This is a genomic window from Pseudomonas sp. HAR-UPW-AIA-41 (assembly GCF_002304225.1).
Lineage (GTDB): Bacteria > Pseudomonadota > Gammaproteobacteria > Pseudomonadales > Pseudomonadaceae > Aquipseudomonas.
Map to the genome: position 1 here is coordinate 99,350 of NZ_NSLB01000007.1, position 15,096 is coordinate 114,445.

The 15,096-nt window shown below is 64.4% G+C and carries 18 protein-coding genes; 13 read left to right on the forward strand and 5 right to left on the reverse strand.

Annotation, left to right across the window (positions count from 1 at the left end; all coding sequences use genetic code 11):
* The first annotated feature begins 152 nt into the window (after positions 1-152).
* The 9 genes from CK486_RS14145 to pbpG all read left to right on the forward strand — a co-directional run bounded on the left by CK486_RS14145 (position 153) and on the right by pbpG (position 8,179).
* Positions 153-707 carry an L-threonylcarbamoyladenylate synthase gene (locus tag CK486_RS14145; RefSeq protein ID WP_095940952.1) on the forward strand — a complete coding sequence of 185 codons (555 nt, stop codon included), beginning with the start codon at positions 153-155 and terminating at the stop codon, positions 705-707.
* 34 nt (positions 708-741) lie between these two features.
* Complete coding sequence (hemF, locus tag CK486_RS14150) at positions 742-1,665, forward strand: oxygen-dependent coproporphyrinogen oxidase (RefSeq protein WP_095940953.1); 924 nt, start codon at positions 742-744, stop codon at positions 1,663-1,665.
* 4 nt (positions 1,666-1,669) lie between these two features.
* Positions 1,670-2,059 (forward strand): VOC family protein, encoded by a 390-nt coding sequence (locus CK486_RS14155; protein ID WP_095940954.1) that lies wholly within the window; start codon positions 1,670-1,672, stop codon positions 2,057-2,059.
* Positions 2,059-2,883, forward strand: a complete 825-nt coding sequence (gene aroE, locus CK486_RS14160) for a shikimate dehydrogenase (protein WP_095940955.1) — start codon at positions 2,059-2,061, stop codon at positions 2,881-2,883. The genes CK486_RS14155 and aroE overlap by 1 nt, the downstream gene beginning before the upstream one ends.
* A gap of 146 nt (positions 2,884-3,029) precedes the next feature.
* A complete protein-coding gene (locus CK486_RS14165) occupies positions 3,030-4,016 on the forward strand; it encodes a phospholipase (protein WP_095940956.1) in 987 nt (328 codons plus the stop codon).
* 1 nt (position 4,017) lies between these two features.
* On the forward strand, positions 4,018-5,280 hold the full coding sequence (locus CK486_RS14170) for a peptidylprolyl isomerase (protein WP_095940957.1): 1,263 nt from the start codon (positions 4,018-4,020) through the stop codon (positions 5,278-5,280).
* The gene (locus tag CK486_RS14175; protein WP_095940958.1) at positions 5,277-5,876 is read left to right on the forward strand and encodes a hypothetical protein; all 600 of its coding nucleotides are present in this window, start codon (positions 5,277-5,279) and stop codon (positions 5,874-5,876) included. Before CK486_RS14170 ends, CK486_RS14175 begins: the two co-directional genes overlap by 4 nt.
* Positions 5,877-6,015: 139 nt before the next feature.
* Entirely contained in the window at positions 6,016-7,200 is a 1,185-nt protein-coding gene (gene ppk2 / locus CK486_RS14180) for a polyphosphate kinase 2 (protein WP_095940959.1), read from the forward strand.
* A gap of 82 nt (positions 7,201-7,282) precedes the next feature.
* Complete coding sequence (gene pbpG / locus CK486_RS14185) at positions 7,283-8,179, forward strand: D-alanyl-D-alanine endopeptidase (RefSeq protein WP_095941015.1); 897 nt, start codon at positions 7,283-7,285, stop codon at positions 8,177-8,179.
* Positions 8,180-8,257: 78 nt separating this feature from the next.
* On the opposite strand, the gene CK486_RS14190 is transcribed toward pbpG, so the two are convergent.
* The 3 genes from CK486_RS14190 to trpB form a co-directional block, all read right to left on the reverse strand.
* On the reverse strand, positions 8,258-8,470 hold the full coding sequence (locus tag CK486_RS14190; RefSeq protein WP_095940960.1) for a hypothetical protein: 213 nt from the start codon (positions 8,468-8,470) through the stop codon (positions 8,258-8,260).
* A 193-nt stretch (positions 8,471-8,663) separates the two neighbouring features.
* On the reverse strand, positions 8,664-9,473 hold the full coding sequence (gene trpA / locus CK486_RS14195) for a tryptophan synthase subunit alpha (protein ID WP_095940961.1): 810 nt from the start codon (positions 9,471-9,473) through the stop codon (positions 8,664-8,666).
* The gene (gene trpB / locus CK486_RS14200) at positions 9,470-10,681 is read right to left on the reverse strand and encodes a tryptophan synthase subunit beta (RefSeq protein ID WP_095940962.1); all 1,212 of its coding nucleotides are present in this window, start codon (positions 10,679-10,681) and stop codon (positions 9,470-9,472) included. The genes trpA and trpB overlap by 4 nt, the downstream gene beginning before the upstream one ends.
* A 112-nt stretch (positions 10,682-10,793) precedes the next feature.
* Between trpB and CK486_RS14205 the strand changes: the two genes are divergently transcribed.
* The 3 genes from CK486_RS14205 (at position 10,794) to CK486_RS14215 (ending at position 12,300) form a co-directional block, all read left to right on the forward strand.
* Positions 10,794-11,681: a LysR family transcriptional regulator gene (locus tag CK486_RS14205; RefSeq protein WP_095940963.1), complete on the forward strand. Its 888-nt coding sequence runs from the start codon at positions 10,794-10,796 to the stop codon at positions 11,679-11,681.
* Positions 11,682-11,741: 60 nt separating this feature from the next.
* On the forward strand, positions 11,742-11,957 hold the full coding sequence (locus tag CK486_RS14210; protein WP_095940964.1) for a dodecin: 216 nt from the start codon (positions 11,742-11,744) through the stop codon (positions 11,955-11,957).
* 118 nt (positions 11,958-12,075) lie between these two features.
* Entirely contained in the window at positions 12,076-12,300 is a 225-nt protein-coding gene (locus CK486_RS14215) for a DUF1161 domain-containing protein (RefSeq protein ID WP_095940965.1), read from the forward strand.
* A 48-nt stretch (positions 12,301-12,348) separates the two neighbouring features.
* Here CK486_RS14215 and CK486_RS14220 read toward each other — a convergent pair whose 3' ends face one another.
* Positions 12,349-12,768 carry a hypothetical protein gene (locus tag CK486_RS14220; protein WP_095940966.1) on the reverse strand — a complete coding sequence of 140 codons (420 nt, stop codon included), beginning with the start codon at positions 12,766-12,768 and terminating at the stop codon, positions 12,349-12,351.
* Between the two features lie 64 nt (positions 12,769-12,832).
* On the opposite strand from CK486_RS14220, the gene CK486_RS14225 reads away from it, so the two are divergent.
* Positions 12,833-13,867: an aminopeptidase gene (locus CK486_RS14225; protein ID WP_176481716.1), complete on the forward strand. Its 1,035-nt coding sequence runs from the start codon at positions 12,833-12,835 to the stop codon at positions 13,865-13,867.
* Here the strand turns inward: CK486_RS14225 and CK486_RS14230 are convergent.
* Positions 13,864-15,009 carry a response regulator transcription factor gene (locus tag CK486_RS14230; RefSeq protein WP_095940968.1) on the reverse strand — a complete coding sequence of 382 codons (1,146 nt, stop codon included), beginning with the start codon at positions 15,007-15,009 and terminating at the stop codon, positions 13,864-13,866. The two genes, CK486_RS14225 and CK486_RS14230, sit on opposite strands and share 4 nt — an antisense overlap.
* Positions 15,010-15,096 lie beyond the last annotated feature (87 nt).

A 15,096-nucleotide genomic window follows, 5' to 3' on the forward strand; every position in this document is an offset into this window, starting at 1 on the left:
TTTACCGTTCGTAAACTGCGCTTCTTCGCCTGTTTTTGCCTTGCGCTGGCGGCCTCGCCAACGTTTTCAACAGCCTGCTAGTTTCTATCCGAGGATCGGCAAAAGCCGATGCTGGCTCAGGCTAGACTGGCGGCTCTTTCCGGGAGATATCCGTGAGTCATTGGAAAACCTTGCAGCTGGCACCTGTGCTGCGTGCCGGTGGTGTGATTGCCTACCCGACCGAAGCGGTTTGGGGACTGGGGTGCGATCCGTGGAGCGAGGCGGCGGTATTGCGCTTGCTCGAGCTTAAGGACCGGCCCATGGCCAAGGGTTTGATTCTTGTGGCGGCGGCTATCGAGCAGTTCGACTTTCTGCTCGATGACCTGCCGCAGCGCTGGCAGGACCGCCTGAGCAGTACCTGGCCGGGCCCGCAGACCTGGCTGGTGCCGCACCAGGGGCGTCTGCCGCCCTGGATCATCGGTGCGCATGAGAGCGTTGCCCTGCGCGTTTCCGCTCACCCGACGGTGCGCGAGCTGTGCCTGCACTATGGCCCTCTGGTCTCCACCTCGGCCAATCCCGCCGGCCGGGCGGCGGCGCGCACGCGCCTGCGCGTCGAGCAGTATTTCCATGGCCAGCTCGATGGCTTGTGCGGTGGTGCTTTGGGTGGGCGGCGCAACCCCAGTATCATTCGCGACCTGATTACCGGCGATATCGTCCGGCCGGGCTGATGCCCGCCGCCCTCCAGCCCATTGAGACCTGCTGATGAACACCGCTGCTGCCATCGACGCCGTCAAGGCTTACCTGCTCGACCTGCAAGACCGTATCTGCGCTGCCCTCGAGGCCGAAGACGGCAAGGCCCGCTTCTTTGAGGACAGCTGGCAGCGCCCTGCCGGCGGCGGTGGCCGCACCCGGGTGATCGAGAACGGCGCGGTGATCGAGAAAGGCGGGGTCAACTTCTCCCATGTTTTTGGCGACAGCCTGCCTCCTTCGGCCAGCGCTCACCGTCCCGAACTGGCCGGGCGTACCTTTCAGGCCCTCGGCGTGTCGCTGGTGATCCACCCGGAAAACCCGCAGGTGCCGACCTCCCACGCCAACGTGCGTTTCTTCATCGCCGAGAAGGAAGGCGAGGCGCCGGTCTGGTGGTTCGGTGGCGGCTTCGACCTGACGCCCTACTACGGCAACGAGGAAGACTGCGTGCACTGGCACCGTGTCGCGCAGGAAGCCTGCGCGCCTTTCGGGGCCGAGGTCTATCCCAAGTACAAGGCCTGGTGTGACCGTTACTTCCACCTCAAGCACCGTGGCGAGCCGCGCGGCATTGGCGGCCTGTTCTTCGACGATCTCAACGAGTGGGATTTCGACACCTGCTTCGCCTTTATGCGCGCCATCGGAGATGCCTACATCACCGCGTACCTGCCCATCGTGCAGAAGCGCAAGGCCACGCCGTTTACCGAGGCTCAGCGCGAGTTCCAGGCTTATCGCCGGGGCCGTTATGTCGAGTTCAATCTGGTTTTCGACCGCGGCACCCTGTTCGGTCTGCAATCGGGTGGGCGCACCGAGTCCATCCTCATGTCGCTGCCACCGCACGTGCGCTGGGGTTACGACTGGAAGCCGGCGCCGGGCAGCGAGGAAGCGCGCCTGACCGAGTATTTCCTGCAGGACCGTGACTGGTTGCAGCTGGAGGCCTGAGCCCATGCGTGTCGAGCGCCTTGATCATCTGGTGCTGACCGTGGCGGATATCGACGCCAGCTGTGCCTTCTACCAGCGTGTGCTGGGGATGCAGGTGGTCACCTTCGGCCAGGGCCGCAAGGCGCTCGCCTTTGGCCAGCAGAAGATCAACCTGCACCGTCACGGCGCCGAGTTCGAGCCCAAGGCTCTGCGCCCCACGCCCGGTTCCGCCGACCTGTGTCTGCTCGTCAGCACGCCGCTGGCCGAGGTGATGACGCACCTGCAGCGCTGTGCTGTAGCCATCGAAGAAGGCCCGGTGCCGCGCACCGGCGCCACCGGGGCGCTGCTGTCCGTTTATATCCGCGACCCTGATCGCAACCTGATCGAACTCGCCAATCTGCAAGAGGAAGCCTGATGGACCGCTACGGCGTATTCGGCAATCCCATCGGCCACAGCAAGTCGCCGCTGATCCACCGTCTGTTTGCCGAGCAGACCGGTCAGGCGCTCAGCTACGAGGCGCTGCTGGCGCCACTGGATGACTTTGCCGGCTTTGCCCGGGCCTTCTTTGCCGAAGGCCGCGGCGCCAATGTCACCGTGCCGTTCAAGGAAGAAGCCTTCCGTCTGGCCGACAGCCTGAGCGAGCGCGCCCGCCGTGCCGGGGCCGTGAACACCTTGAAGAAGCTGGACGATGGCTGCCTGCTGGGTGACAACACCGATGGTGCTGGTCTGGTGCGTGATCTCACGGTCAATGCCGGGGTGAACCTGACGGGCCAGCGCATTCTTTTGCTGGGCGCCGGCGGAGCTGTGCGGGGCGTGCTGGAACCGCTGCTGGCACAGCACCCGGCGGCTCTGGTGATCGCCAACCGCACAGTGGCCAGGGCCGAGCAACTGGCCCGGGAGTTTGCCGATCTGGGTCCGGTGCTGGCTGCCGGCTTCGACTGGCTGGACGAGCCGGTCGACCTGATCATCAACGGCACCTCGGCCAGTCTGGCCGGTGAGCTGCCGGCGATTGCTCCGAGCCTGATCCAGGCCGGGCATACCGTCTGCTACGACATGATGTACGGCAAGGAGCTCACCGCCTTCAACCGCTGGGCGACCGAGCAGGGCGCCGCGCGGGTGATCGACGGTCTGGGCATGCTGGTCGAGCAGGCCGCCGAAGCCTTCTTCCTGTGGCGCGGTGTGCGTCCCGACTCGGCCCCTGTACTGCGTCACCTGCGGTTGTTACTCAGCGAAACATGATTCTGGTCTAGCCCAGCATTTGGTTGGCTGGGCTTAATCCTTAATACCGCGCTCTACTCGGCGCTCAACCTGAAAAAGAACCGTCATGGTCTTGTCTTTCAGGTTGATCATCCTGCGCCACTCCAACAACAAAAGAGCGCCTCACCATGAAAAAACTGTCGCTTTTGGCGGCTGGTCTAGGCCTGGCCTTCTCGGCCGGTCAGGCTGCTGCCTGGTCGCAACCCACGCACAAGAACATCGTCAAGGATGCCCTCGCCTTCATGAACTCGGCCAATGCCAGTGCCGAGATGCGCCGGGCCTATCAGTTCTATGTCGGCGCGGCCGGCTCCGAGGCTAAAGCCGGGGAGATTCTCGGTCAGGCCGCTTACGATGTGGATGACTTCAAGGACACCCGCCTGGGTGGCTGGTGGGTTGGCTACGAATACGCTCCGGTCTGGAATGCCGCGGCGTCGCTGGTCAACTACACGTCCTACTGGCACTTCATCAACATGGGCCGTCAGGGCGACAGTCACGGCAACGACCATGGCGGTTACGACTACCGCTATCACAAGGTCGACGGCAGCATCAGTGATGTCGACTGGTACGCCATGGTCTATCTGTACAACCGTGGCCTGAAAACCTCCGACTACAACAGTACGGAAGCACACTACCGCCAGGGCAGTCGTTCGAACTGGGATGAGCATTACGACGACTTCCAGGTGGCGGCCTTCCAGCCCATCGACAACCTGGCCAAGTACTGGTTCGACCAGTTCAAGGCCGCGCCATCGCTGCAGACCATCGGCTTTGCCCTGCATGCCACCGGCGATGTGGCGCAGCCGCACCACACCTGGATCACCTCGGCCAATGGCCATTCCAGCTGGGAAGGCTGGGTCGATGATCACTATGCCAGCGAGCAGCTGAACAACCCGGTGGCGGTGGCCAACCTGGTCAGCCAGTACGATCCGCGCCAGCCGGTGCGCGATCTGCTGACCCAGACCGCGCAGGTGGCCTATCAGCATCCGGAACCGCTGTATGACAGCAGCTACGACACCCGTCTGCGGGTGGCCAAGCAGCTGATTCCACAGTCGATTGCCCTGACCGTCAGCGTGCTGACCAAGGGTGCCAACCACTTCTACGGCCAGGGTGGTCTATAAGGTGGCTGCTTCGCTGCGGTGCAGTTGGCGCAGCGCGTTGTGCGGGCTCTGGCTGGCAGGCTTTGGCCTGGCAGCCAGCGCTTCGCCGGAATTGCGCATCAATGGCGAGGTGTTGCCGGCCCGCAGCATTGCCTTGCTGCAGCAGGCGCTGACCCTCATCAAGTTCAATACCGACCCGGCCAGCCTGCGCAAGGGGCTGGTGGAAAACCACCTGCTGGCCCGCGAGGTCGAGGCGGAGCTGACCCCGGCCAACCGTCAGGACCTCGATGCCCTGGTGGAGAGCGAAGCGGCCAAGCTGATCGATCAGGTGTACGGCCGGCGCTTCGACCATGACATCCGCCCCTATCTGCAGGAGCCCAAGGCGCTCAGTGCCCAGCGCCTGCAACAGGTGCTGGCGCCCAGGGCGCAGGGGCTGGTGCTTAACAGCCTGTGGCTGAGCGAGGCGCAGCAGGCCGAGGCGGCCACGGTCGAGCTGATCGGCTGGCAGTTTCCCGGGCAGCCGCGGCAACGGCTGAACCTGCTGCAGCTGTACCAGGCCGGCAGCGTGCAGGCGCAGGTCGAGCTGCAACAGGGCAATCTGCGTTTCATGGGCGAGCTGGTGCGCGAATACGCCCAGCGTGACTACCTGTGGTACCAGCTCGGCCGGATGGGCTACAGCCAGGCGGAGCAGGACGGTATCCGCCGTCTGGTGCGCGACAAGCTGGTGCGTCACAAGTACCTGCACCAGATCGGCCTGTACAACGACTTCCACCATGAGACCCCGAGCCTCAAGGCGCTGGCCGCGCGGGTCAGCGATGCCGATGCCGAGCGCTATTACCAGGCCAATCTGGCCCAGTACCGCAACGTCGCCAGCGTTCAGGCCGCTCATCTGCGTCTGGCCGATCAGGCCAGTGCCGACCGGGTCTACAACGAGATCCAGCAGGGGCTGACGTTTGCCGAGGCGGTACGCCGCTACTCGCTGGCCGAGGACAAGCAGCTGGCCGTACCCGGTGATCTCGGCCTGATCCGCCATAACGATCCGCAGCTGGACTTCCTGCGCAAGACGGCGCTGATCCAGAAGGCCGGCACTGTCTCGCAGCCGATGCTGATCGACGGCGCCTTCGAGATCATCGAGGTGCGCCAGCGTGAAGACCGCCAGCTGCCGCTGAATGATCCCAGCGTGCGCTTCGAGGTCAATCAAGCGGTGGCCCGTCAGCAGCTCTCCAGCCAGTTTCAGGCGCGCCTGGATGCGCTGCTGGCCAGCGCCAAGGTGCAGGGGCTGTGAGGCGCTGGCTGCTGGGAGGCAGTGTGCTGGCCGCCGCCGCAGTAGCGGCCAGCACGGTCTGGTTTGGCTCGTTGCCACCGGCGGCGGAGCCTGTGGCCGTCCCATCGGCAGCTGTTGCAGTGCCGGCACGACAGGTAGCGTCCTTGCAGGCAGAGCCGGCGGCATTCACGGTCGAGGCATTGCCGGCCGCCGCGGAGGCGCCGGCGGAGGTTGCGGCGCCAGCGCTTTCCCCAGTCGAGGCGCAGGTGCTGATGCAGCTGATGGCCGAGCAGGGTGATCCGCGCATGCCGGCCAAGGGCGGCCTCAAACCGCGGCAGCCTGCTTCGGCGGCGCAACTGGCCGATCCGCAGGCTTATGCGGCCTTCGAGGATGAGCAGACGCGCAGCCAGGTGCAGGCCTGGACCCGTGGCGTCGAGCAGATTCCGGCGATTCGCGAGCGCATCGCCCAGGCCGAGCAGGCGGGGAATCGCAGCAACGCCGAGCTGGATGAAGCGCGTGCCGCGCTGGTCCAACTGGAACAACTGCAAAGCCAACTTCGGCAGCAGGCACCCCAGCTGTTGCCCAGCGGTCCGGCACCTCAGGCTCCGACCGACTAGGCTTTCCGGAAAGTCCTGCTGGCGCTTGCCGGCAGGGCCGCGCGGCATTGATCTGCGTCTATATGCCACATGACCCCGGGCGTATAACTGGACGGATCACCCTGTGCGAATTCGCGTTTCTGCTCCCGGAAGGAACCCCATGACTGATACTCCCAACACCACCAGTGCCCCTGCCCAGCCGTCTTCACCTGCCAAGAAAGCGCCGTCCCGTACCCCGCGGCCGCGCCGTGTCCAGGCCGGCGATACCGCGCCTTCGCTGCAACCCCGGCAGCTTGAGCGCCACGCAGTGCAGGAAAAGACCGCCGCCGCGCAGCAGGCCACCAGCGTGGCGATCAAGGACATCCTCGCGCAGATTCCGCCGGGCGATACCGATACGCAGCTCAAGACGCTGGAAACCTTCATGACCGGCCTCTCGGCCGACGATGCGGTGGCGCTGCGCAATGCCCTGCTCAGTCAGGAGAACGCCCTGCCGTTCAACAAGCAGCCGGTGCACCCGGACGACGAGCTGGCCAAGGACTGGCGTCATGGCGGCTACCCGTACAAGAACCTGATGTCGCGGCGCAATTACGAGCGCGAGAAGTACCGTCTGCAGGTTGAGCTGCTCAAGCTGCAGGCCTGGGTCAAGGAGACCGGGCAGAAGGTGGTGATCCTCTTCGAGGGACGCGATGCTGCCGGCAAGGGGGGATCGATCAAGCGTTTCATGGAACACCTCAACCCGCGTGGCGCGCATATCGTCGCTCTGGAGAAACCCAGCGAGGCGGAGCGTGGCCAGTGGTATTTCCAGCGGTACGTGCAGCACCTGCCGACCGCCGGCGAAATCGTCATGTTCGACCGCAGCTGGTACAACCGCGCCGGGGTCGAGCGGGTCATGGGGTTCTGCTCGGACGAGGAGTATCTGGAGTTCATGCGTCAGGCGCCGGAGTTCGAGCGCATGCTGGCGCGCAACAACATCCACCTGATCAAGTTCTGGTTCTCGGTCAGTCGCGAAGAGCAGCGCCGGCGCTTCAAGGAGCGCGAAAAACACCCGCTCAAGCAGTGGAAGCTCAGCCCCATCGACCTGGCCTCGCTGGACAAGTGGGACGATTACACCAAGGCCAAGGAAGCGATGTTCTTCTACACCGACACGGCCGATGCGCCGTGGACGGTGATCAAGTCCAACTGCAAGAAGCGCGCGCGCCTCAATGCCATGCGTTACGTGCTGCACAAACTGCCCTATGCCGGTAAGGACCTGAAGTCCATCGGTGCCCTGGATCCACTGATCGTCGGCCGCGCCAATGTGGTGTACGAGCGAGGCGAGCATGTGGCTGATGTGCCGCTGCTGTGAGTGACACGGCTCAGAGCTAAGCCCTGAAGGACGGCGCGGTTATACTGCGTCGTCCTTTTTCCATTTTCCGGTAGAGATGTCCGTGAAGATTCGCCAAACCCTTATCGGTCTGCTGCTCGGCAGCGCCCTGCTCTCCCCGCTGGCCGTGGCGGCCAACAAGGCTCCTGCGGTACAGGAGCTGGCCTCCGGCAGCGCCCTGCTGGTCGACCTGAAGACCAATCAGGTGCTCTATTCCAGCAACCCCGACCTGCAGGCGCCGATTGCTTCGGTGACCAAGCTGATGACGGCCATGGTCACCCTCGATGCCAAGCTGCCGCTGGATCAGCAGCTGCCGGTGGTGATCAAGGATGTGCCGGAGATGCGCGGCATCTACTCGCGCGTGCGTCTGGGCAGTGAGCTGAGCCGCCGCGACATGCTGCAGCTGACCCTGATGAGCTCCGAGAACCGCGCCGCCGCCAGCCTGGCCCATCATTACCCGGGCGGCGTGCCGGCGTTTATTGCGGCGATGAACGCCAAGGCCAAGGCGCTGGGCATGAGCCACACGCGCTACCGTGACCCGACCGGGTTGTCGGAAGGCAATGTCTCCACCGCCACCGATCTGGTCAAACTGCTCAAGGCCAGCCAGCAGTACCCGCTGATCAGCCAGTTCAGCACCACCCGTGAGAAGACCCAGGCCTTCCGCAAGCCGAACTACACCCTGGGCTTTCGCAACACCAACAGCCTGGTGCACAAGCCCAACTGGAGCATTCAGCTGACCAAGACCGGTTTCACCAATGCCGCCGGTCACTGCCTGGTGATGCGCACGCAGATGGCAGGCAAGCCGGTGGCCTTCGTGGTGCTCGACTCCTTCGGCAAGCTGACCCACATGGCTGACGCCAACCGCCTGAAGAAGTGGATCGAAACCGGCAAGATCACCCCGGTGGCGCCGGCGGCGCTGGCTTACAAGCAGCAGAAGATGGCTCAGCGCGCCGCTCAGTAAGGCCGGTTTGCCAGCAACACAAAACCGCTGTGCTCAACCGAGCCCAGCGGTTTCTTTATGCCTGTGTGCCGGGGTTGCTCAGATGGTCACGCCGCACTGCCAGCCAGAAGCGGGACGCCGGTCCAGCCCACTGCGTCGGTCTTCCTGGAAGCGAATCATCTCGCGACGATCGGGGGTCTGTCGGCGTTCGCTTTTGCTTCGGCCATCAACCTGAAAGACGCTGGTTGGTCGGCTTAGCTCGCGGGCTTCGAATACGGCTTTGGCATTGGCTGGTAGGTCGTCGTTGATCATGACAGGTCTCTCGGTGTTCCGACTCAGCTTGCAGGTCGGCCTGTCTGATCACGCTAGTTCGCGCGGTGCTTAGCAGCCAGACCGTTGGTCTGCGTGGATGGCTGCGCCGACCAGTGGCTGGAGGATCGGCAGGGGGACAATAAAAAAGGCCAATCACAGGATTGGCCTTTTTGCACCAGCGCCCGCAGGCAGCTTACTGGCGGGCGTTGCGCACGCCGTTGGCCAGTTCGCGACACAGACTCAGTACGCCGTCGATGGCCTGGGCCGGCGATTCGGCCTTGGCGATCTGGTCGACCAGTGCCGAGCCCACCACCACGCCATCGGCGCGGCGCGCCACGTCGGCGGCGTGCTCGGGGGTGCGGATGCCGAAGCCGATGCACAGTGGCAGGTCGGTATGGCGGCGCAGGCGGGCGACGGCCTGCTCGACGTGGTCCATGGTGGCCGCGCCGGCGCCGGTTACGCCGGCCACCGAGACGTAGTAGACGAAGCCCGAGCTGCCGTTGAGTACGGTGGGCAGGCGCTGGTCGTCGGTGGTCGGGGTGGTCAGACGGATGAAGTCCAGACCGGCGGCCTGAGCCGGCTCGCACAGTTCGTCGTTATGCTCCGGCGGCAGGTCGACGATGATCAGGCCGTCGACTCCGGCTTCCTTGGCGTCGGCGATGAAGCGCTCGACACCGTAGGCGAAGATCGGGTTGTAGTAGCCCATCAGTACCAGCGGCGTGCTGCTGTCGGTGACGCGGAATTCGCGGACCATCTGCAGGGTCTTCGGCAGGTTCTGCTTCGCTGCCAGGGCGCGGATGTTGGCCAGCTGGATCGCCGGGCCATCGGCCATCGGGTCGGTGAAGGGCATGCCCAGCTCGATCACGTCGGCGCCGGCGGCCGGCAGGCCCTTGAGGATTTCCAGGCTGCTGGCGTAGTCCGGGTCACCGGCGGTGACGAAGGTCACCAGCGCGGCGCGGTTCTGTTGTTTCAGCTCGGCAAAGCGGCTCTGCAGGCGGCTCATGCGTGCTTCTCCTGTTCGCTCATGTGATGCATCACGGTCTGCATGTCCTTGTCGCCGCGGCCGGACAGGTTGACTACCATCAGGTGCTCCTTGGGCAGCTTGGCCGCGCGCTTGAAAGCTTCGGCCAGGGCGTGGGCCGACTCCAGCGCGGGGATGATGCCTTCCAGGCGGCAGCACTGGTGGAACGCCTGCAGCGCTTCGTCATCGGTGCAGGGCACGTATTCGACGCGCTTGATCTCGTGCAACCAGGCGTGTTCGGGGCCGACGCCCGGGTAGTCGAGGCCGGCGGAGATCGAGTGCGCATCGGTGATCTGGCCGTCCGCGTCCTGCAGCAGGAAGGTGCGGTTGCCGTGCAGCACGCCCGGCGCGCCGCCGGCCATGCTGGCGGCATGCTTGCCGGTGTCGATGCCGTGACCGGCCGCTTCGACGCCGACGATCTGCACGCCTTCGTCATCGAGGAAGGGGTGGAACAGGCCGATGGCGTTGGAGCCGCCGCCGATGCAGGCAACCAGCGAATCGGGCAGGCGCCCTTCCTTCTGCATGATCTGCTCACGCACTTCGTTGCCGATCACCGACTGGAAGTCGCGGACCATGGCCGGGTACGGGTGCGGACCGGCGGCGGTGCCGATCAGGTAGAAGGTGTTGTCGACGTTGGTCACCCAGTCGCGCAGGGCTTCGTTCATCGCATCCTTGAGGGTGCCGGTGCCGGCGGTGACTGGAATCACCTCGGCGCCGAGCAGCTTCATGCGGAACACGTTGGCCTGCTGGCGGTCGATGTCGGTGGTGCCCATGTAGACCACGCACTGCATGCCGAAGCGCGCGGCCACGGTGGCGGTGGCCACGCCGTGCATGCCGGCGCCGGTCTCGGCGATGATGCGCTTCTTGCCCATGCGCTTGGCCAGCAGGATCTGGCCGATGCAGTTGTTGATCTTGTGCGCGCCGGTGTGGTTCAGGTCTTCGCGCTTGAGGTAGATCTTCGCCCCGCCGAAGTGCTCGGTCAGGCGCTCGGCGAAGTACAGCGGGCTGGCCCGGCCGATGTAGTCGCGCTGGAAGTAGGCCAGCTCCTCGAGGAAGGCCGGGTCGGTCTTGGCCTTCTCATATTCGGCCGCCAGCTGGTTGATCAGCGGCATCAGGGTTTCGGCGACGAACTGGCCGCCGAAGCGGCCGAACAGGCCCTTGGCGTCGGGACCGCTGCGGAATGAAGTCATGTCAGGCTCCTGGCGGGAGTGGCTAATCGGGTGATGGCGCCATTCTACCCCTGGCTGCCGGTCTGAAAAGCGATTAGATTGCGCTGACCTGTCAGAAAAACTCACCAATTCCATGAGCCGAGACCTGCCCCCGCTGAATGCCCTGCGCGCCTTCGAGGCCGCTGCCCGCCTGCAGAGCGTCAGCCAGGCGGCGGAAGAGCTGAGTGTCACCCACGGGGCCGTGAGCCGGCAGATACGTGCGCTGGAGGAACAGCTTGGCCTGGTTCTGTTCGTCAAGGACGGCCGCGGCGTAAAACTCACCGATGCCGGCGTGCGCCTGCGCGATGCCGCCTTTGATGCCTTCGAGCGCCTGCGCAGCACCTGTGCCGACCTGCGCCGGCAGGGAGAAGACGCGCCCTTCGTGCTGGCCTGCCCGGGCAGCCTGCTGGCGCGCTGGTTCATCCCGCGTCTGGATCGCCTCAACCGCGAACTGCCCGAGCTGCGCCTGCAGCTGTCGGCCAGCGAGGGCGAGCTGGACCCGCGCCGCCCCGGGGTGGATGCCACCCTGTGCTTTGCCAGTCCGCCGTGGCCGGCGGACCTGCAGGTGTATGAGCTGGCCGCCGAACGCATCGGCCCGGTGTTCAGCCCGCGTCATGCGCGGGCCGCCGAGCTGGCCCGGGCTCCGGCCAGTGTTCTGCTGGGCGAGGCGTTGCTGCATACCGTGTCGCGCCCGCAGGCCTGGCCGCAGTGGGCCGCCAGTCAGGGCTTGGGCACCGCGCCGTTGCAGCTGGGGCAGGGTTTCGAGCATCTCTACTACCTGCTGGAAGCCGCCATGGCCGGGCTCGGTGTGGCCATTGCACCACAGCAACTGGTGGCCGATGACCTCGCGGCTGGTCGTCTGCTGGCGCCCTGGGGCTTCACCGCAACCGGCGGACGTCTGGCGCTGTGGGTGCCTGGCCGCCGCGGTGATCGCCGCGCCGAGCAACTGGCCGCCTGGCTGGCCCACGAGCTGCGTGACTGACCGGCTGAGGTGATGCTTCTCGACTAGGCTTGCGGGTACACCCCGCAACGGAGAACGCCCATGTCGGACCATCGCACCTACAAGAAGATCGAAGTCGTCGGCTCTTCCACTATCAGCATCGAGGATGCCATCAGCAACGCCCTGGCCGAGTGTGCCAAGTCCGTGCGCAACATGGACTGGTTCGAGGTTACCGAAACCCGCGGGCATATCGTCAACGGCAAGGTGGCGCACTATCAGGTCGGCCTGAAAATCGGTTTCCGCATCGCCGACAGTTGAGTCACCGGCCGAGTGGTCAGCATCTTTGGATGGCCGGCCATCAGCTGGTCATCTTGGACAGGCTAGACTGGCACTGCCGCCTGTCGCGGCAGCATTCACGCAACGAAGGAGCGTACGCATGAAACAGGCATTCTGGGCTGTAGGGCTGATGATGGTGGCCGGTCAGGCACTGGCTGCACCCAAGCCCTGCGAGGAACTCAAGGCGGAAATCGAAGCCAAGCTCAAGGACAAGGGCGTTGTCGCCTACAGCCTGGAGATCGTGGCCAAGGGCAGCGTCACCGACAAGACAGTGGTTGGAAGCTGCGAGGCTGGCAGCAAGGAAATCGTCTACCAACGCCAGTAAGGCGTAGGAGCGTGGACAAAGGCCGGACTTGTTCCGGCCTTTGTCATTTCAGTAGCTGCCGCAACGCAGCACCTGAGCACGTGCCAGCACCTGATTCTGGGTATCGCGCAGCCAGGCCTGAGCGCGGTAGCCGCTGATGGGGCGGGCGTCGATCCGGTAGCGCTGGCCGGCGGCAAAGTGCTCATAGGTTATGCGCAACTGGCAGGTGATCCACACCGGCCCGCCACCCGGGTCGCTCAGGCCACCGCCTCCCGGGCGCTCGAACTGATAGCGCAGGAGCAGTTCGTGGCTGCCTGGCGCCATTTGGAAATAGCGGCCGTCGCGCAGGTCGCGGCGGTCCAGCTCATCGGCCATCAGCACCTGGCCAGGCAAAGGTTGCAGGTCGACCCAGGCCTGCTGCGGGTCGGCAGCCGGCAGTGGTGCGGCACAGCCGGTCAGCAGCAGGAGAGAAACAATCACAGCGCGCATGGTGCTAGCCTCCACAAATGATCCATCTAGCCTAACGCCAAAGCGTCTTTCTGTAGTGCTGCCGATGAAGACTGCCCTGCTCCTGTTCTCGCTGTTATTGCTTACGGCCTGTAGCCAGCTGCGCGATTTGCCGCATCTGGCTGCCGGGCAGTGGCAGCTGCTGTACGAACGGCAGGCTCTGTCTGACCTGCTAGCCGACCCGGCGCAGCCGGAGCAACTCAAGACGCGCCTGCGCGAGGCGGCCCTCGCCCGGGATTTCGCCAGCCAACGCCTGGCCCTGCCGGACAATGGCAGCTACCGCAGCTATGTCGAGCTGGGCCGGCCCTATGTGGTGTGGAATCTGTTCGCCAGCCCGGAGTTTTCCCTGCAGCCGCTGACGCACTGCTTTCCGCTGGCCGGTTGCGTGGCTTACCGCGGCTACTTTGCACCGGGCCGTGCGCGCGGTGCTGCCGCGCTGCTTATGCAGGAAGGCTGGGACACGGCGGTGGTGGGTATCGAGGCCTACTCCACCCTCGGCTGGTTCGACGACCCGCTGCTCAGCAGCATGCTCCGGCGCAGCGATGCCGAGCTGGCCGGGCTGATTTTTCACGAGCTGGCCCATCAGCAGTTCTACCTGCCCGGCGACACGGCCTTCAACGAATCCTTCGCCCGTTTCGTCGAGGAGGAAGGACTGCGTCAGTGGCGCCAGCAGCGCGGACTACCGGCTGCTGATGGTCGTCTGGAGCGTCAGCGTGAGCAGTTCACCGCGCTGCTGCTGGCCAGTCGCGGGCGTCTGGAAGCCCTGTATGCGCAGACGTTGCCGGCGTCCGCCATGCGCCAGGCCAAGCAGGCCGAGTTTGCCCGGCTGCGCCAAGACTATCGCCAGCTGCGTGACCGGCAGTGGCAGGGTGATCGGCGTTTCGATGCCTGGATCAACGCGCCACTGAACAATGCCCGTCTGCTGCCGGTGGGCCTTTACGAGCAGTGGCTGCCGGCCTTCGCCCGGCTGTTTGCGCAGAATGAGGGGAACTGGCCACGCTTTTATGCGGCGGTGGCGCAGCTGGCCAGACAGCCGGAGGCTGAGCGTCAAGCCCGTCTGCAGGCGCTGAGTCGACCTTAGCGTTCCAGAGTCTGTGCCACGCTGCTGAGCAGGTGCTGGAACAGCTGGTCCTGCTCGGCGGCACTGCGGAACAGGGCATGGATGCGATCGCTGGAATCGGCCAGCAATGTCATCAGACGTTGCTCCTCGTTGCCGGTCAGGCAAAGTTGAGAAAATTCCAGATTAAGGGTGTCGAGCATGGCTTGCAGCTCTTCGGTGCTGCGTTTAGTCACTTCCAGCTTGGCCTGCTCCATTTCAGCAATCATCTGTTGCAGTACGCTGGCGGTTGTCTGGATGCGGATGGCGCGCTCCTGAGAGCGAAGCTCGTTGATCATGGCCAGCGTGCGGGCTTCCAGACCATTGGCGATGTAGCAGATATGGTCCTTAATGATGCCGTAGCGCATCGGGTCCTCCACCGGCATGTTGCGGATCAGGATCGCCACATGTGGGTAGTTAAGGATGGTCCGCATGCCAAAGTCGGAAATTCGCCCCAGGAGGCGGGAGTTTTCCAGAACCTCTTGCTCAATGGGACGGCGCAGGTTGTCGTCGAAGAAAAAGGCCATGCCCCGGTCGTGGAAGACACCCATGCTGGCGTGCAAACCGAATTCGTTGAGCGTACGCAGTGTGAGCGCGGCCAGAGACGCGAAGTCTTCACAGGCAAATCCGTATTCCATGTATTGCAGAATGCGCCCCAGTTCGGCATTCATGGTCATCGACTGAAAAGCGATCTGCGAAGACTGGCTCAGTTGCAGGCGCATCGCAGAATTGTCACGCAACTGATGTTCTGCGCGTTTAAGACGTACGGCCAACGCTTCCGGGCTGATAGGTAGGTGCACGTAATCATCCGCGCCGCAGGAGAACGCGCGCATGCAATCGGGTTCCGTACCATCGGTAACCAGGAAAAAGACGGGTGTCCGCTCAGGCTCGGGAAGACGCGGCAGACTCGCCAAGCGTTGTTCGAAGTTGGGGCAGCGTTCATCGACAAGAATCAGCTGACAGTGCGGAGCTGCTGCGTCAACCAGGCACACGCCGTGCTCTTCCAGCCCATTGCGCCAAAAGGCTTCGTGTTCAGTAGAGGCAATCAGGTGGATGTGTAACGGCGGCACTTCAACTGTTGTGCTGTCTGCGCCGAGATCGTCATCCCACAAGTCGATACCTGACATAGCGTTCTTCCTTGCTCCGCGTTAAGGGTGCGAAGAGTGTCAAAGCGTCGTGCAGCAAAGGCTGCGCCACAGTCGCTGCGAATACTC